We start from the raw sequence: 16,808 nt of genomic DNA, 5'->3' as shown, positions 1-16,808 counted from the left end.
GTTCGGTGCCCGGGGACAGCCGCTTGTAGCCTATTGTTGCGATGCCGCCGGCAGGACGAAATCGCTTGTTGCTTCAATGGGGAGACTGTTGCGCTTGTTGCTGCTGCGCTTCGCCCGCCCCGCCGAGCATGTGCGCCTGGCGCGCCAGCACCGCATCGCGCGGGCCGGCATCGACGATGCGCCCGGCCTCCAGGATCACCACCGTGTCGAAGCGCGCGAGCAGGCTCAGCCGGTGGATGGAGGCCACGATGCAGGCCTGCCCGAAGGCCGCGTCCATGCGGGCGAGCACGCGGGCCTCGGTGGCCGGATCCAGCGCGCTGGTGGGCTCGTCCAAAAGCAGCAGCGAGCTGCCCTGCGCGGCAAGCACCCCGCGCGCCAGCGCCAGGCGCTGCCGCTGGCCGCCCGAGAGGTTCAGGCCGCGCTCGGTCAGGGGCGTGTCCAGGCCCTGCGGCAGGCGCGCCAGCACTTCGTCAAAAGCGCTGACCGCAGATGCGGCCTGCAGCGCGCCGTCTTCATGCGGCTCGCCAAAGCCCAGGTTCTCGCGCACGCTGGCCTCGAAGACCTCGGCCTCCTGCGGGATCAAGGTGGCCAGGCGGCGCAGGGCCGACCAGTCCTGTGGCTGGCCGTCGAGCATCAACTGGCCCTGCTGCGGCGTGTACAGGCCCGCCAGCGCGCGCAGCAAGGTGCTCTTGCCGCCGCCGCTTGGTCCGACCAGGGCCACGCGCGAGCCGCGCTGCAAGGTGAGCGAAAGCGCATGCAGCCCGCCGCGCCCGCCATCGCCGTGGCCCCATTGCAGGTCCTGCAGCGCCAGCGTCTGCCAGGGTGCAGAACGGTCCACGGCGGGCACCAGCGCGGCCGGGTCGCCGGGCGCGGCCCACAGCGGCGCGGCGCTGCCGTAGTCGGTGTGCATGCGCGCGAAGCTCTGGAAGTTGGCCGCCATCGAGCCCACCACCGAGGCCGCCTGCTGCGCGTACTGGTAGATCATGAACACCGTGCCCAGCAGCACGGCCTGGGCATTGCCCCCGGCGCCGCGCAACTGCTGCCACACGTAGAGCACCACCAGCACCCAGCTCAGGCCCAGGCCCAGCAGATCGACCGCGAACCACTTGCCTTCATTGACCACCACGGCCCGCTTGAGCGGCGCCGAGATCGCCTGCATGCGCCGCCCCAGCAGCACGCGCGAGGCCGACTGCAGCCGCAGGCCGATGACGGTGGAGGCATTGCCCACGAAGTCGAGCAGGGCGGCCACGTAGCGCCGGTCGGCGTCGTTTTCCTGGCGCGCCAGGCGCATCAGGGCCTGGTCGAAGCGCAGGATCAGGATCGCGATCAGCACGTAGCCCACCATCGCGATCACGCCGCTGCTCCAGGACAGCAGCGACAGCGCCACCAGCGGGCCGACGAAGCTCAGCGCGCTTTGCACATAGACGAACTGGTTCTGCGCGAAGTCCGACAGCGCGCGGCTGGACTGGTGCACGCGGTGCTGCAGCTCGCCCGAATGGTGGGCGTTGTGCCAGGCCAGCGGCGCGGCGGCGATGCGCGCATACAGCAGGTCGCCCAGGCGTTCGCGCACATGCACGCCCACGTTGCGCTCGAGCACGCGGCCGGGGCCATGCAGCAGCCACGAGACCAGGTACACGCCCATCAGGCCGCCGATCCAGCGGCCCGAGCCGCCGATGTCGCCCTTCTGCAGCGCGTTGATGGCCTGGCCTGCGAACCAGGGCATGGCCAGGCGAAGCAGCTGCGAGCCGCCCAGCAGGCCCAGGGCCGCCACCAGCGTGCCGCGCATGCCCTGGGCATGCCGCCACAGCGCGGCGTACAGCTCGCGCACGGGGCCGCCGGGGGAGTTCTCCTTGTTGTTGCTCATGCGGGAGAGCGTTCTGGCGCGCTCAGCCGCTCATGGCTTGCGCGGAATGGGCGTGCCGCGGTCCACCGGCACGGCCGTGACGGCGTTCTGCGGCGAGCCTTCGATGAGCTTGTCGGAATAGGTGAGGTAGATCAGCGTGTTGCGCTTGCTGTCGACCATGCGCACCACGCGCAGGCGCTTGAAGAGGATGGACTGGCGCTCGGCATAGACCTCCTCGCGCGCGGGCAGCGGCTGCGCGAAGCTGATCGGCCCCACCTGCCTGCAGGCGATGGAGGCTTCGGCCTTGTCCTCGGCCAGCCCCACCGCACCTGACAGGCCGCCCGTGCGGGCGCGCGAGACATAGCAGGTCACGCCGTTGACCTGCGGGTCGTCATAGGCCTCGACCACGATCTTGTGGTTGGGGCCGATGAACTTGAAGGCCGTGTCCACCTCGCCCACGGGTTCGGCCGAGCCGCTGCTGCAGGCCGCCGCGGCCAGGGCGGCCAGCATCGCCAGTCGTCGTTTCATGGGCGCCGCGCTCCTGTCAAAGAATGTTCACGGCGTGCACGCCGAAATGGCCGCGCCGCCGGTCGGCAAAGTAGTGCTCCAGGGTCTCGCGCACGGTGCGGAAGGCGATCTCGTCCCAGGGGATCTCGTCCTCGCCGAACAGCCGCGCCTCGATGGTCTCGTGGCCGGGCGCGAACACGTCGCTGAGCAGGCGCGCGTGGTAGAACAGGTGCACCTGCCCCACGCGCGGCACGTTCATCACGGTGAACAGCCCGCCGATCTCATACTGCGCGCCGGCTTCCTCGTCGGTTTCGCGGGCTGCGCCCTCGGCCGTGGTCTCTCCCAGTTCCATGAAGCCGGCCGGCAGCGTCCACTTGCCCCAGCGCGGCTCGATGTTGCGCTTGCACAGCAGCACCTTGTCGCCGAGCACCGGCACCGTGCCCACCACGTTCAGCGGGTTCTCGTAATGGATCGTGCTGCAGGCCGGGCACACGGCGCGCTCGCGCGTGTCGCCGTCATCGGGGACGCGGTAGACAACGGCCGTGCCGCAGTTCTTGCAATGCTTGATGGGTATGCGCGTGAGCATCGTGGGCTGGCCCGGGTGAGGGCGCGTCAGACGATCTTGAGTTGCAGGGCGGGCAGGCCTTCGACCTGGCCGACCAGCGTGTCGCCCGCCACCACCGCGCCCACGCCCTCGGGCGTGCCGGTGTAGATCAGGTCGCCGGGCTGCAGCTCCCAGGCGGCCGAGAGGTGCTCGATGGTCTCGGCCACGTTCCAGATCAGCTGGGCCACGGTGCTGCGCTGGCGGTCGGCACCATTGACCTGCAGCCAGATCGGGGCCTGCTCGGCCTGCGGGGCTTCTTCCCTGGGCACGATGGGGCCGATGGGGGCGCTCTGCTCGAAGGCCTTGCCGATGTCCCAGGGGCGGCCCTGCTTCTTCATCTCGCCCTGCAGGTCGCGGCGCGTCATGTCCAGGCCCACGGCATAGCCGAAGACGTGCTGATGCGCGTCGGCCGCGGCGATGTTCTTGCCGCCCTTGCCGATGGCGACCACGAGTTCGATCTCGTGATGCAGGTTCTTGGTCAGCGTGGGGTAGGCCATGGTGCCGGTCTGGCCCGCGTCCACCACCACCAGCGCATCGGCCGGCTTCATGAAGAAGAAGGGCGGCTCGCGGCCGGTGAAGCCCATCTCCTTGGCGTGTTCCTCGTAGTTGCGGCCCACGCAGTAGATGCGGTGCACCGCAAAACGGGCGCTGCGGCCGGCGACCGGCACGGACACGACGGGGGGCGGGGCAAAGACGAATTCCGAGGCCATGGGATGCTCTGTAAAAGGGGGTGGCGGACGAAGCCGGCAGTGTGCCAGAGCGCGCGGCCGGGCGTGGCACGGCACGGCGCAGGGTTGTGGCGCGGCCGGCGGGCCGGAGCGCGCCGCGGGACGTATGCTCGCGGTCATGACGATGAAGCTGCACAACTACTTCCGCTCCTCGGCCTCCTTCCGCGTGCGCATCGCGCTGCATCTGAAGGGCCTGGCCTTCGACTACATCCCGGTGCACATTGCGCGCGGTGACCACCACACGGGCCCGTTCGCCCAGCTCTCGGCCGACCGGCTGGTGCCGCTGCTGGAAGACGAGGGCGAGCGCTTGTCGCAGTCCATGGCCATCATCGAGTACCTCGACGAGGTCCAGCCCGAGCCCGCGCTGCTGCCGCACGATCCGGTCGGCCGCGCCCATGTGCGTGCGCTGGCCCAGTCCATCGCCTGCGAAATCCACCCCATCAACAACCTGCGCGTGCTCAAGTACCTGGTCAAGGAACTCAAGCTCGACGAAGAGGCCAAGAACCGCTGGTACCGCCACTGGGTGCGCGAGGGCCTCGAGGCCTTCGAGCGCCAGCTGGCGCAGTCGCCGGCCGGCAGCACCTACTGCTGGGGCAACACGCCCACGCTGGCCGACTGCTGCCTGGTGCCGCAGATCTTCAACGGCCAGCGTTTCGACTGCGACTTCAGCGGCCTGCCGCGCACCATGGCCGCTTTCGAAGCGTGCATGAAGCTCGATGCCTTCCAGCGTGCGCAGCCCTCGCAATGCCCGGATGCGCAGGCCTGAGGACCCGCTGGCCCCGCAGCCGACAGCGGCTGCCGCTGGCTGGATCGTGCCCGACTGGCCCGCGCCGCCCAGCGTGCGCGCGCTGTGCACCACGCGCCCGGGGGGCGTGTCCGAAGGCTCCTATGCCAGCCTGAACCTGGGCGACCATGTGGGTGACCTGGCCGAGCACGTCGCGGCCAACCGGGCGCGGCTGGCCGAGGCGGCGGGCGCCCGGCCGGTCTTCCTGCGCCAGGTGCATGGCACCGACCTGCACCTGCTGGACGCGGACAGCGCCGACGGCATCACGGCCGATGCCTGCGTCAGCGAGGCGCCGGGCATCGCCTGCGCCGTGATGGTGGCCGACTGCCTGCCGGTGCTGGTCTGCGATGCCGACGGCACGCGCGTGGGCGCGGCCCATTGCGGCTGGCGCAGCCTGGCCGGCGGTGTGCTGGAGCGCCTGTGCGAATCCTTCAGCGAGCCGCTGCCAGTCACCCGCGCGCAGGGGCCGGTCGAACTGATGGCCTGGCTGGGCCCGTGCATCGGCCCGCAGGCCTTTGAAGTGGGCGATGAAGTGAAGGCGGCCTTCGAGGCCCATGCGGCCGAGGCGGCCCAGTGCTTCAGGCCCGGCGCCGTGCCGGGCAAGTGGCTGGCCGATCTCCCGGCCCTGGCCCGCCAGCGCCTGCGCGCGCTGGGCCTGAGCCAGATCCATGGCAACGATGGCAGCGAGGGCTGGTGCACCGTCGCCAACCCCTCACGTTTCTTTTCCTTCCGGCGCGACGGCATCAGCAGCGGGCGCTTCGCGGCGCTGGTCTGGCGCGTCTGAGCCTGCAGCGGCGGCCCGTGCCGCCGCGCGGGCTGCATCCTCCTCGGCTTCCCGCGCGCGGCGCGCGCGCTTGCGGGCCGGCGTCGCCATCACATAGACCACCAGGCCCAGCGGCAGCGCGCCGTACAGCAGCAGGGTGAAGACTGCGCCCAGCACCGTGCCCTGCGGGCTCAGGGCTTCGGCCGCCGCCATCATCACGACGACGTAGAGCCAGGCGATCACGACGGTCGAAATGAACACGCTTTGCTTGGGGTGTGGGGCAATGGGAGGGCGTCGCGCTCAGGCTTGGTTCGGGACGGACACCGAATTGCAGCATACTGGCATCCCCAGGGCGAGGAACAGGAGACCGGAACATGACACAGAAGGATTCGATGGCGTCCAACCCGATGTTCGATGCCTTCCAGCAGGCGCTGGGCCAGAGTTGGCAAAAGGCGCTGGCTTCTCTGGGTGAGCTGGGCCAGGGCGGTGCCTGGGGCGGGGGCCAGCTCTCGCCGCTGCCGCAGTTCTCCTTCCAGGCCGACCGGCTGCAGCAACTGCAGCGCGAGTACACCGAGCAGGCCATGGCGCTGTGGCAGCAGGGCTTTGCGGCCACACCCAGCGGCGACAAGCGCTTTGCCGGCGAAGCATGGTCGCGCAACCCGGTGGCCGCCTTCTCCGCGGCCGTCTATCTGCTCAATGCCCGCACGCTGCTGCAGATGGCAGAGGCCGTGGAGGCGGACGAGAAGACCAAGGCCCGGCTGCGCTTTGCGGTGGAGCAATGGATGGCCGCCTCGGCCCCCAGCAATTACCTGGCCTTCAACGCCGAGGCCCAGCAGAAGGCCATCGAGAGCAAGGGCGAGAGCATTGCGCGCGGCGTGCAGAACCTGGTGCACGACATGCGCCAGGGCCATGTGAGCATGACCGACGAAAGCGCCTTCGAGGTGGGCCGCAACGTGGCCACCAGCGAAGGCGCGGTGGTGTTCGAGAACGAACTGTTCCAGCTCATCGAATACAAGCCGCTGACGGCCAAGGTCTACGAGCGGCCTTTGCTGCTGGTGCCGCCCTGCATCAACAAGTTCTACATCCTTGACCTGCAGCCCGAGAACTCGCTGATCCGCCATGCGGTGGCGCAGGGCCATCGCACCTTCGTCGTGAGCTGGCGCAACCCCGACGAGTCCCTGGCGCAGACCACCTGGGACGACTACATCGAGAAGGCGGCCATCGAAGCCATTCGCGTGGTGCGCGAGATCAGCGGCCAGGACAAGAAGGGCGGCCAGATCAACACCTTGGGCTTCTGCGTGGGCGGCACCATCTTGTCGACCGCGCTGGCCGTGCTGGCTGCACGCGGCGAGCAGCCGGCGGCCTCGGTCACGCTGCTGACCACGCTGCTGCGCTTCGAGGACACGGGCGTGCTGGACATCTTCATCGACGAGAACTTCGTGCGCTTTCGCGAGATGCAGATGGGCCAGGGCGGCCTGATGCCCGGCGCCGATCTGGCCTCCACCTTCAGCTTCCTGCGCCCCAACGACCTGGTGTGGAACTACGTGGTGGGCAATTACCTCAAGGGCGAGACCCCGCCGCCCTTCGACCTGCTGTACTGGAACAGCGACGCCACCAACCTGCCGGGTCCGATGTACTGCTGGTACCTGCGCAACACCTACCTGGAAGACAAGCTGGCCGATCCGCAGGGCGTGACGGTCTGCGGCCGCAAGATCGACCTGCGCGAGATCGAGGCGCCCGTCTACATCTACGGCTCGCGCGAAGACCACATCGTGCCCATCGGCGGCGCCTATGCCTCGACCCAGGTCCTGACGGGCAAGAAGCGCTTCGTGATGGGCGCCTCGGGGCACATCGCGGGCGTGATCAATCCACCCGCCAAGAAAAAGCGCAGCCACTGGCTGCGCGAGGACGGCAAGTTCCCGGCCACGCACGCGCAGTGGCTGCAGGGCGCGACGGAGGTGCCGGGCAGCTGGTGGACCGACTGGGACGCCTGGCTGCAGTCGCATGCGGGCAAGCAGATCGCCGCGCCCAAGGCATACGGCAAGGGCACGGCCTACAAGCTCATCGAGCCGGCGCCGGGCCGCTACGTGAAGGCCAAGGCCTGAAGCGCCGGGCCTGCAGCGAGCCATCTTTTTTCAACACCCGCTCAAGCAATCATCCAGAAGAGAGGACCTATGGAAGACATCGTCATCGTTTCGGCCGCCCGCACCGCCGTGGGCAAGTTCGGCGGCTCGCTGGCCAAGGTGCCGGCCACCGAGCTGGGCAGCATCGCCATCCAGGCTGCGCTGGAGCGCGCCAAGCTGGGCGCCGACCAGGTCGGCGAAGTCATCATGGGCCAGGTGCTGGCGGCGGGCGCGGGCCAGAACCCCGCGCGCCAGGCGCTGCTCAAGGCCGGTGTGCCCAAGGGCGTGCCGGGCCTGACCATCAACGCCGTGTGCGGCTCGGGCCTGAAGGCCGTGATGCTGGCGCACCAGGCCGTGCTCTCGGGCGACAGCGAAGTCGTGGTGGCCGGCGGCCAGGAGAACATGAGCGCCAGCCCGCACGTGCTGCTGGGCAGCCGCGACGGCCAGCGCATGGGCGACTGGAAGATGATCGATTCGATGATCGTGGACGGCCTGTGGGACGTGTACAACCAGTACCACATGGGCATCACGGCCGAGAACGTGGCCAAGCAGGAAGGCATCACGCGCGACCAGCAGGACGCGCTGGCCCTGGCCAGCCAGCAGAAGGCCGCCGCGGCGCAGGAAGCCGGCAAGTTCAAGGAAGAGATCACGCCCGTGAGCATTCCGCAGCGCAAGGGCGATCCGGTGGTGTTCGAGAACGACGAGTTCATCAACAAGAAGACCAGCGCCGAAGCCCTGGCGGGCCTGCGCCCGGCCTTCGACAAGGCCGGCTCGGTCACGGCCGGCAATGCCTCGGGCATCAACGACGGCGCCGCCGCCGTGGTGGTGATGACGGCCAAGAAGGCCGCGGCCCTGGGCCTGACGCCGCTGGCGCGCATCGCGAGCTACGCCACCACCGGGCTGGACCCGGCCACCATGGGCCTGGGGCCGGTCTCGGCGTCGCAGAAGGCCCTGCAGCGCGCGGGCTGGAAGGTGGGCGACGTGGACCTGTTCGAACTCAACGAAGCCTTCGCGGCCCAGGCCTGCGCGGTCAACAAGCTGCTGGGCGTGGACCCGGCCAAGGTCAACGTCAACGGCGGCGCCATTGCCATCGGCCATCCCATCGGCGCCTCGGGCTGCCGCATCCTGGTGACCCTGCTGCACGAGATGAAGCGCAGCGGCGCCAGGAAGGGCCTGGCCGGCCTGTGCATCGGCGGCGGCATGGGCGTGGCGCTGGCCATCGAGCGCTGATCCGGTCGCGGGGCCTGCAGCAGGCCCCCTGAAAAAAAGCAAAAGCCGCGCATCGCGCGGCTTTTGCCTTTTCAAGGGTTCAGTCAGGGCGCGCGCTGTTCTTCGCGCCCGTGCCCCAGCAGCCGCGCGAGCTGCGCCAGCGCCTCGTCGAAGGTCGCGGCCAGATGGGTGGAGCGCGTGAGCATGAGGTTCAGGCGCTGGCCCAGTCCTTCGACCATGAGGCCGCTGGCCGTCTCGCGCAGCACGCCCTGCGCGTCGGGGGTGCAGGGGCGCACGGCCGCCACGCGGTCGGCATAGCTGCCCGCCGTCACGCCATAGGTCGCCACGGGCTTGCCCAGCGCCACGGCGTAGCCGATCTCGAAGACGGTGCCTGAATCGGGTTCCAGCCCACGAAAGTCGCAGACATGGGCCAGCACGGCATCGCAGCGCGCAATGCGGCGGATGTTGCCTTCGTAGATGCGCTGCGCGCGTTCGTCGTCGGTGCCGTCGAAGTCTTCGGGCAGCTCGCCGTCGGAAGGCTCCAGCCCCTGCAGGCCGTGCCGGGCACAGGCCGCCTTGAGCGCCTCGAAGGCCCGGGCACTGTCGGGCAGGAAAACGTCGGGGCCGGCCAGATAGACCAGCGGGTGGGCATGGGATTGAGGCATTGCCGGCATTGTCTGCGCAGGGCTCGGGGCCAAAGGGCGGCGTCGTCAAAACTGCATGCGCGCGTGCGATGCTGCGAGGGCCTTTGCGCCACGCGCACATGGACTCAGGGTGCGGCTGTCGGTGCGGGCAAGGGCCTTGCTTGCGACCTTCCTGGCTGCGTTGCGCCCTGTGACAAGCCCTGGTGTTTTCCTGAGCCAGGCACAAGGGCAAACGTGGCTAAAGTGAACTTGCTCCGGCACATTAACCGGGGCGTGCAATTCCAAACCAAGGAAATCAGATGAGCAAAAAAGTCGCATACGTTACCGGAGGCATGGGAGGCATTGGTACCGCCATCTGCCAACGCCTGTTCAAGGACGGCTTCACAGTGGTGGCGGGCTGCGGCCCGACGCGGGACTATTCCAAATGGCTCGCTGAACAGAAGGAACTGGGCTTTGTGTTCCATGCGTCCGTGGGCAACGTGGGCAACTGGGAATCCACCGTCGAGGCCTTCGGCAAGGCCAAGTCCGAACACGGCAGCATCGACGTGCTGGTCAACAACGCCGGCATCACGCGCGACCGCATGTTCGTCAAGATGACGCCCGACGACTGGAACGCGGTGATCGAGACCAACCTCAACAGCATGTTCAACGTCACCAAGCAGGTGGTGGGCGACATGGTGGACAAGGGCTGGGGCCGCATCATCAACATCAGCTCGGTCAACGGCGCCAAGGGCCAGGCCGGCCAGACCAACTACTCGGCGGCCAAGGCGGGCATGCACGGCTTCACGATGGCGCTGGCGCAGGAGCTGGCCGCCAAGGGCGTGACGGTCAACACCGTGAGCCCGGGCTACATCGGCACCGACATGGTCAAGGCGATCCGCCAGGAAGTGCTGGACAAGATCGTGGGCACCATTCCCGTCAAGCGCCTGGGCGAGCCCGAGGAAATCGCCTCCATCATCGCGTGGCTGGCTTCGGACGAAGGCGGCTACTCCACCGGCGCAGACTTCCCGGTCAACGGCGGCCTGCACATGCACTGATCGACGCTGGCGCGCCGCACCCTTGGGGGTGCGCGCCGCGACCACGCCCACGGCCCGCCTCGGCGGGCCGTTCTTTTTTTGGGGCGCGCAGTGATGCGCCCGATGCCGCAGATGACCCGGCCCCGCCCGCGCCCGCATGCTTCTTGCAAAATGCCCGCATGCACCACGGCGCTTCATTGATCTACACCATTGCGGCGGCCCTGGGCATGGCCCTGATCCTGGGCTTCCTTGCAGCCCGCCTGCGTCTGCCGGCGCTGGTGGGCTACCTCCTCGCCGGCGTGATCATCGGCCCGTCCACGCCGGGCTTTGTGGCCGACCCCGACATTGCCGCGCAACTGGCCGAGATCGGCGTGATGCTGCTGATGTTCGGCGTGGGCCTGCATTTCTCGCTCGACGACCTGCTGGCCGTGCGCAAGATCGCACTGCCCGGCGCCATCGTGCAGATCGCCGCCGCCACGCTCATGGGCGTGGGACTGTCGATGTGGTGGGGCTGGTCGCTGGGCGCGGCCCTGGTCTTCGGTCTGGCGTTGTCGGTGGCCAGCACGGTGGTGCTGCTTCGCGCGCTCGAAAGCCTGGGCATGCTCGACACCCATACGGGCCGCATTGCCGTGGGCTGGCTGGTGGTGGAAGACCTGGCCATGGTGCTGGTGCTGGTGCTGCTGCCGCCATTGGCCGGGCTGCTCGGCGGGCAGGCCGATCCAGCCGACCCCGTGGGTGCGGCCGATGTCTGGCGCACCCTGGGCATCACGCTGCTGCAGGTGGGCGGCTTCGTGCTGCTGATGCTGGTGGTGGGGCGGCGCCTGTTCCCATGGCTGCTGTGGCAGGTCACGCGGACCGGCTCGCGCGAGCTGTTCACGCTGTGCGTGATCGCGACGGCCGTGAGCATCGCCTATGCATCCTCGGCGATGTTCGGCGTCTCCTTTGCGCTCGGGGCCTTCTTTGCCGGCATGGTGATGCGCGAGTCGGAGTTCAGCCATCGCGCAGCGGAGGAATCGCTGCCGCTGCGCGATGCTTTTGCCGTGCTGTTCTTCGTCTCGGTGGGCATGCTGTTCGACCCCAGCGTGCTGATCGAGCGGCCCCTGCAGGTGCTGGCGGTGGTGCTGGTGATCGTGGTGGGCAAGTCCTTCGCCGCCTGCGCGCTGGTGCTGGCCTTTCGCTACCCGCTGGCCACGGCACTCATGGTGAGCGCCAGCCTGGCGCAGATCGGCGAGTTCTCCTTCATCCTGATCGCACTGGGCCTGAAGTACCAATTGCTGCCGGCCGAGGCACAGAGCCTGGTGCTGGCCGGCGCGCTGATCTCGATCGCGATCAACCCGCTGTGTTTTCGCGGCATCCAGCCCATCCAGGGCTGGCTGCAGAAGCATTCGGCCTTCGCGCGCCGCATGGAGGCGCGGGAAGACCCCCTGGCCGAGCTGCCCATGAGCACCGAGGCCCGTTACCTTTCACGTCAGGTGGTGCTGGTGGGCTACGGCCGGGTGGGGCGGCGCATTGCCCGTGCGCTGCGCGCCAGCGACATTCCCTATGTGGTGGCCGACCAGAACCGCGAGCTGGTGGAGCGGCTGCGCGAGAAGGGGGCGGCTGCGGTGTGGGGCGATGCGGCCGAGCCGGCCGTGTTGATCCAGGCCCACATCGCGCGCGCCCATGTGCTGGTGGTGGCCATCGCCGACGCCATGAACGTGCGCCAGATGATCGAGACCGCGCGCACCCTGAACCCGCAGATCGAGATCGTGCTGCGCAGCCACAACGAAGCCGAAGCCGAACTGCTGGCCAAGGAAGCCCAGGCCACCGTGTTCCTGGGCGAGCAGGAACTGGCCCAGGCCATGGCGCGCGACGTGCTGCAGCGGGCCACCCCGCGCGGGTCGGCGCCCATGCCGGCGGGCTGAGAACGTCAGCAGGCGCCAGGCCCGCCGCGCCGAAGCTCAGAGGTCTTCGATCACCAGCATGCGATAGCGCTGGGCCATGCTGGGCTTGTGGGCCTCAAGCACCGCCATCACGGCATCGCGGGTGGCGTCGTCGGGCATGGCCACCAGCAGGGCCGCATGGCCCTTGCGTGCGAGCGCCGTGAAGGCGCGCACCGTGGCCGCATCCGTGCCGGCCGAAGGCAACGGCTCGTCGGCGTCGCTCACCGTAGGCGAGATCTGGGCCAGCAGCGCGGCTGGCGAGATGTACTGCACCGCATCGGCCGTCACCGCGTGGGACTTTTCCAGGGCCTGCGCAGCCTCCCGCGCCTTGGCCTCGGTCTCGAACATGAGCATGGCATGCCCCTTGGGGTAGAAGGCCGACCCCACGGGCGCAAGCATGTTGGGCGTCAGGGCAAAGTTTTTCATCATGGCGTCTCCTGCAGGCGAGCAGCGGTGGTCCAAGCGGCGCAAGACCACCCGCGCGCCTGCCCAGCTTGAGGCCCGGAGGAGGCGGCGTTCGTAGGAAGGGCGATGCAGATCCTGCCCGTCAAGGCAGCGTGCGGGGCCTGCCGGGTGAAAAACGCGTGGCCCCGGGGTACGCAAAAGTGTTTCAATGTGACATCATTGAGCAAAAAATGTTTCTGAACGTGAATTTTTTGGACCCGGCGATGGCCAGGCTCAGCCTAGGATGGCCGCCTGACCTTGCTGGCGTGCGGAGCGCGTCTATTCATGTCCCTGCTGCGCAACATCGCTATCACCGTCCAGGAACTGGAGCCGGGCGAATTTCACTGGGTGCTGCTTGAAGCCGTGGATGGGCTGGACGACGAAATGCTGCCTTATCAATTGCTTGAAACCTCCTGCGAGGCCTACGCCAGTTATGGCGACGCGCTCGTCCTTGGCCTTTCAGCCATGCGCCGCATGTTCGGCCCGAAGGGGCCCCTGAAGGAAACGCCGGCGCGGCGCAGTTGATGCGCTGGCCCCGCTTTTTCATGAACCGCCACACTCGATCGGAAGCAGCATGAACCACCCGGTGATCGTGGCCCTCGCTGCCCTGGTGGGGCTGGGCATGGTGCTGTGGGTGGCCCCGCCCTTCAGCGCCTTCGAGTGGGCCGCCTGGGTGCAGGCCACCGGCGTGCTCATGGCCCTGATGTGGGGCGCGCAGCTGCAGCGCGAGGCGGCCCTGCGCAGCGGCCGGCAGGCCGGCCACATCGCCGCGCTCTTCGCCTCCAACATGCACTGGGTGTTCCGCGAACTGGCCGATGCCTGCGCCCACCGCAATCCGGCCGACTTCACGGTCCATCGGCGCATCCTCGAGGAAATCCTGGCGCAGGGCCGCGAGGCCAGCCTGCAGCAGCTCGACGGCCGGGGGCTGGCCATGGTGACCAGCCTGCGCACGCTGGCCGTGGAGGCGCTCGAGGTGATGGTGGCCAGCCCGCATGAAGAAGACAGGGATTGGGCCGCGCTGCAGGAGCATTTCGCGCGCCGCCTGCCCAGCATCGCGGCCTGGCTCTCGGCCGCCGGGCACCCGCCCGAACACAGCGGCCCCACCGACTACCACGGTCTGCGGACCTCGATGGACCAGCTGGAGCGGCGCTGACCGACAATCGCCGGCCGGCCGTGCAGCGGCCCGCCGCGATTGACCATGGTTCCGAATCCTTCCCCTTCTTCCTCTTCTGCGCCCACCCTGTCCCATGCCGGCTTTGCGGCCGACCGCCTGTCCGTGGCGCCGATGCTGGACTGGACCGATCGCCATTGCCGCTTCCTGCACCGGCTCCTGAGCCGCCGCGCGCTGCTCTACACCGAGATGGTGACCACCGGCGCGCTGCTGCATGGCGACGTGGCGCGCCATCTGCGCATGAATGCCGAGGAACACCCGGTGGCGCTGCAGCTGGGCGGCAGCGAACCGGCCGACCTGGCGCACTGCGCCCGGCTGGGCCAGCAGTGGGGCTATGACGAGATCAACCTCAATTGCGGCTGCCCCAGCGAGCGCGTGCAGCGCGGCGCCTTCGGGGCCTGCCTGATGGCCGAGCCCGCGCTGGTCGCGGACTGCGTCAAGGCGATGGTGGACGTGGTGGACGTGCCGGTCACCGTCAAGCACCGCATCGGCATCGACAAGGTGGAGAGCTACGAGTTCGTGCGCGACTTCGTGGGCACCGTGAGCCAGGCCGGCTGCCGCACCTTCATCGTCCATGCGCGCAACGCCTGGCTCAAGGGTCTTTCGCCCAAGGAAAACCGCGAGATCCCGCCGCTGCGCCATGCGCTCGTGCACCGGCTCAAGCACGACTTCCCCGAGCTGCGCTTTTCGATCAACGGCGGCATCCAGCATGACGAACAGGTGCACGAACACCTGCGCCTGCTCGACGGCGTGATGGTGGGCCGCGAGGCCTATCACAACCCCTGGTGGCTGGCGCGCTGGGACAGCGAGTTCTTCGGCGATGCGCCCTCAGCCCTGACGCGCGAGGACGTGGAAGCGCGCATGTGCGCCTACATGGCGCGCGAGGCGGCCGAGCACGGCACGCCGTGGTGGAACATCGCGCGCCACATGCTGGGCCTGCGCCACGGCCTGCCGGGTGCGCGGCGCTGGCGCCAGGTGTGGAGCGACCATCGCCTGAAGACGCGGCCCGCGCATGAGGTGATGGCCCTGGCGCACGAGCGCGCGCCCGCGCAGGCGGCCTGAGTTCAGCTGCTTTCCAGGCTCCAGTGCACGCGCGAGAAGTCGCCCAGCGCGAGGTCCTTTTCGTGGATGGAAAAGGTCAGCGTCCCGGCGTCCCAGAAGCAGAAGCCTGGGTTGCTGTCTGAATCGAGCATCAGCAGGTTGATCCATTCCTCGGGCAGGCCGCCGCGCTCGCGTGAGGCCTGCTCCTGCGGGTTTTCGTGCTGCGTGAAGACTTCGGCGTTCATCGTGTGTGCGCCGCGCTGCCGGTCGGCGTTGCCCGTCAACTCCTCCTCCAGCGCCCAGTAGGCCTTCTGCAGCTTCTCATCGTCTTCGATCCTGAGCAGCACCGCGTCCTTGCCGCCCAGGCGTTCGCGGGCGCTGTAGAGGCTGGGCACCGAGACCGTCGCATCGACGCGCACCTCAAAGCCCGTGTAGGCATCGGCCACATCGCTGCCATCGACGAATTCGGCGCCTTCGGGCCACGCATAAGGCCGCAGCGCATCGGCCGGCGCATCCAGATGCAGCACGCGCACGCCGTCGCCATGCTCCTGGCCTTCGCCGAAGAAGTACAGATGGCCGCTGCGCGGCAGCCAGCCCTGCAGCGGCGCCAGTGCCTGCAGGTCCAGCTGGGCGTAGAAGTGCCACAGCCTGCCGTCGGTGGCCGGGTATTCGATGCCCGGCGGCAGATCGGGCGCGCCGCCCACGCGCGTGCGCCCGCGCGCCGTGCCGTCGTCGGGCTCGGTGCTGACCAGGCGCAGCGCCTGCCGCGCATGGCGCAGCAGGGCCTTCTCATAGCGCTTGAGCTTGTGACGCGCGAGCGCCGCCGACAGCAGCTCGGCATGGGCGGGGCTGCTGCGGGCCATGAAGATGTCGCGGTCGATGGCCACTTCGATCTCGGGCCGGTAGCGGATGTCGCGGAACAGCGCTTCGCTCTTCTTCTCCACATTGACCTTGCGGATCTTTTTGAGCGAGGCCGGCAGCGACTCGAAGGGATTGCCCTCGATGTTCAGGTGCGTGAGGGCCAGCAGATCGCCGATGCGCTCGGGCAGCGTGCGCAGGCGGTTGCCGCTCAGGGTCAGTTGCCGCAGCTGGCTCAGTTGGCCGATGCTTTCGGGCAGGGCCTGCAACTGGCCATAGGTGACCGACAGTTCTTCCAGCGCCTGCAGCTGCCCGAGCGTGTCCGGCAGCGCCTGGATGTTCGGGCTGCGCAGGTACAGCCGGCGCAGCGCGCGCAAGTCGCCCAGCCAGTCCGGCACCGCCGCCACGGGCTCGCCAGGCTTGGCCCAGTGCTGCTGCAGCGACAGGAACTCCAGCCGCTCGAAGGCGCGCAGGGTCTCGGGCCACTGGCCGTCCCATTCCGACAGCAGCAGCTCGCGCACATGCTGCGGCGGCACGTGCGAAGCAGCCTTGAGGCTGCGATACAGGTGCGGCTTGAGTGCGAACTCGCCGGGCGCGCAAGGCCACAGCACATGCACCGGCAACCCCTGTTCATCGCTTTCGTGCGCGGCGCGCAGCACGCCTTGCAGCTCGATGCGATCGGGCCGCAGATCGACCTGGCCGAAGAAGCACACGCCAAAGCGCATGCCTTTCTCCCACAGGTAGAAGCCGCAATCGTGGCCCGCCGGCCCGGGGTGTTCAAAGCGTTGACGGGGCGCGCCGTGCAGGTCGTCGAAGAAGAAGGTGCTGCTCCACAGGCCGGGCGCGATCCAGCCGGCCTCGGCGGTGTCGGAGCCCTCGGCCGGGAAGATGCGCTCATGCCCCGCGGCTGCATCGAAGCGCACCGGTTGCGCGCGCAGCTCGAAGCTCATGCCACCGTCCTTGAAGCTGGCGCTGCTTTCCGGCGCGAATGCGAAGTCGGTGCTGCCGATGCGAAACAGGGGCGTGGACATGCGTGCGGATTCCCGGCGTTGAGGATGCGGGCAAGGCTAACAGTGCAGGGCAGCGCGGCTGCGAATCACCCCACGGCGAGTCGCTAAGATGCCTTGGCCCTGGGGCGAGCCTGCCGTGGG

The 16,808-nt window shown here is 68.8% G+C and carries 17 protein-coding genes; 9 read left to right on the top strand and 8 right to left on the bottom strand.

Annotated elements, in window-relative coordinates; all coding sequences use genetic code 11:
- Positions 1-73: 73 nt before the first annotated feature.
- The 4 genes from PGB34_RS05760 to PGB34_RS05745 are packed head-to-tail and all read right to left on the bottom strand — an operon-like array spanning position 74 to position 3,664.
- Positions 74-1,864 (bottom strand): ABC transporter ATP-binding protein, encoded by a 1,791-nt coding sequence (locus PGB34_RS05760; RefSeq protein WP_271427112.1) that lies wholly within the window; start codon positions 1,862-1,864, stop codon positions 74-76.
- Positions 1,865-1,894: 30 nt separating this feature from the next.
- Positions 1,895-2,371 carry a CreA family protein gene (locus PGB34_RS05755; protein ID WP_271427111.1) on the bottom strand — a complete coding sequence of 159 codons (477 nt, stop codon included), beginning with the start codon at positions 2,369-2,371 and terminating at the stop codon, positions 1,895-1,897.
- 16 nt (positions 2,372-2,387) lie between these two features.
- On the bottom strand, positions 2,388-2,936 hold the full coding sequence (locus tag PGB34_RS05750; RefSeq protein ID WP_271427110.1) for an NUDIX hydrolase: 549 nt from the start codon (positions 2,934-2,936) through the stop codon (positions 2,388-2,390).
- A 26-nt stretch (positions 2,937-2,962) separates the two neighbouring features.
- On the bottom strand, positions 2,963-3,664 hold the full coding sequence (locus PGB34_RS05745) for a fumarylacetoacetate hydrolase family protein (protein ID WP_271427109.1): 702 nt from the start codon (positions 3,662-3,664) through the stop codon (positions 2,963-2,965).
- Between the two features lie 142 nt (positions 3,665-3,806).
- On the opposite strand from PGB34_RS05745, the gene maiA reads away from it, so the two are divergent.
- Positions 3,807-4,448 carry a maleylacetoacetate isomerase gene (maiA, locus tag PGB34_RS05740; protein WP_271427667.1) on the top strand — a complete coding sequence of 214 codons (642 nt, stop codon included), beginning with the start codon at positions 3,807-3,809 and terminating at the stop codon, positions 4,446-4,448.
- A complete protein-coding gene (gene pgeF, locus PGB34_RS05735; RefSeq protein ID WP_271427108.1) occupies positions 4,435-5,250 on the top strand; it encodes a peptidoglycan editing factor PgeF in 816 nt (271 codons plus the stop codon). The genes maiA and pgeF overlap by 14 nt, the downstream gene beginning before the upstream one ends.
- Here the strand turns inward: pgeF and PGB34_RS05730 are convergent.
- Positions 5,179-5,490, bottom strand: coding sequence for a hypothetical protein (locus tag PGB34_RS05730; RefSeq protein ID WP_408647836.1), 312 nt, complete (start codon positions 5,488-5,490; stop codon positions 5,179-5,181). The genes pgeF and PGB34_RS05730 overlap by 72 nt on opposite strands.
- 113 nt (positions 5,491-5,603) lie before the next feature.
- Here PGB34_RS05730 and phaC point away from each other — a divergent pair, with 113 nt between their 5' ends.
- Together phaC and PGB34_RS05720 are read left to right on the top strand one after the other, a co-directional pair.
- Positions 5,604-7,334, top strand: coding sequence for a class I poly(R)-hydroxyalkanoic acid synthase (phaC, locus tag PGB34_RS05725; protein WP_271427107.1), 1,731 nt, complete (start codon positions 5,604-5,606; stop codon positions 7,332-7,334).
- 69 nt (positions 7,335-7,403) lie between these two features.
- The gene (locus PGB34_RS05720; protein ID WP_271427106.1) at positions 7,404-8,582 is read left to right on the top strand and encodes an acetyl-CoA C-acetyltransferase; all 1,179 of its coding nucleotides are present in this window, start codon (positions 7,404-7,406) and stop codon (positions 8,580-8,582) included.
- An 83-nt stretch (positions 8,583-8,665) separates the two neighbouring features.
- Here the strand turns inward: PGB34_RS05720 and PGB34_RS05715 are convergent, their stop codons facing one another.
- The gene (locus PGB34_RS05715) at positions 8,666-9,226 is read right to left on the bottom strand and encodes a nucleoside 2-deoxyribosyltransferase (RefSeq protein ID WP_271427105.1); all 561 of its coding nucleotides are present in this window, start codon (positions 9,224-9,226) and stop codon (positions 8,666-8,668) included.
- Positions 9,227-9,504: 278 nt separating this feature from the next.
- Here PGB34_RS05715 and phbB point away from each other — a divergent pair, with 278 nt between their 5' ends.
- The gene (gene phbB / locus PGB34_RS05710; protein WP_271427104.1) at positions 9,505-10,242 is read left to right on the top strand and encodes an acetoacetyl-CoA reductase; all 738 of its coding nucleotides are present in this window, start codon (positions 9,505-9,507) and stop codon (positions 10,240-10,242) included.
- Between the two features lie 158 nt (positions 10,243-10,400).
- Complete coding sequence (gene ybaL, locus PGB34_RS05705; RefSeq protein WP_271427103.1) at positions 10,401-12,125, top strand: YbaL family putative K(+) efflux transporter; 1,725 nt, start codon at positions 10,401-10,403, stop codon at positions 12,123-12,125.
- Between the two features lie 36 nt (positions 12,126-12,161).
- Here ybaL and PGB34_RS05700 read toward each other — a convergent pair whose 3' ends face one another.
- Positions 12,162-12,572 (bottom strand): hypothetical protein, encoded by a 411-nt coding sequence (locus PGB34_RS05700; RefSeq protein WP_271427102.1) that lies wholly within the window; start codon positions 12,570-12,572, stop codon positions 12,162-12,164.
- Positions 12,573-12,872: 300 nt separating this feature from the next.
- On the opposite strand from PGB34_RS05700, the gene PGB34_RS05695 reads away from it, so the two are divergent.
- From PGB34_RS05695 to dusA, 3 genes are read left to right on the top strand one after another with little or no spacing between them, the layout of a single operon-like run.
- A complete protein-coding gene (locus tag PGB34_RS05695) occupies positions 12,873-13,112 on the top strand; it encodes a hypothetical protein (RefSeq protein WP_271427101.1) in 240 nt (79 codons plus the stop codon).
- 49 nt (positions 13,113-13,161) lie between these two features.
- Positions 13,162-13,740 carry a hypothetical protein gene (locus PGB34_RS05690; RefSeq protein ID WP_271427100.1) on the top strand — a complete coding sequence of 193 codons (579 nt, stop codon included), beginning with the start codon at positions 13,162-13,164 and terminating at the stop codon, positions 13,738-13,740.
- Between the two features lie 45 nt (positions 13,741-13,785).
- The gene (dusA, locus tag PGB34_RS05685) at positions 13,786-14,820 is read left to right on the top strand and encodes a tRNA dihydrouridine(20/20a) synthase DusA (RefSeq protein ID WP_271427099.1); all 1,035 of its coding nucleotides are present in this window, start codon (positions 13,786-13,788) and stop codon (positions 14,818-14,820) included.
- A 2-nt stretch (positions 14,821-14,822) separates the two neighbouring features.
- Here dusA and PGB34_RS05680 read toward each other — a convergent pair whose 3' ends face one another.
- A complete protein-coding gene (locus tag PGB34_RS05680; RefSeq protein WP_271427098.1) occupies positions 14,823-16,688 on the bottom strand; it encodes a DUF1963 domain-containing protein in 1,866 nt (621 codons plus the stop codon).
- Positions 16,689-16,808: the final 120 nt, after the last annotated feature.

The sequence above is a fragment of the Xenophilus arseniciresistens genome (assembly GCF_028023875.1).
In the GTDB taxonomy this organism is placed as follows: domain Bacteria; phylum Pseudomonadota; class Gammaproteobacteria; order Burkholderiales; family Burkholderiaceae_C; genus Xenophilus; species Xenophilus arseniciresistens.
The sequence above is the reverse complement of the archived record's forward strand: the minus strand, read 5'-3'. Positions and strand labels throughout refer to the sequence as shown.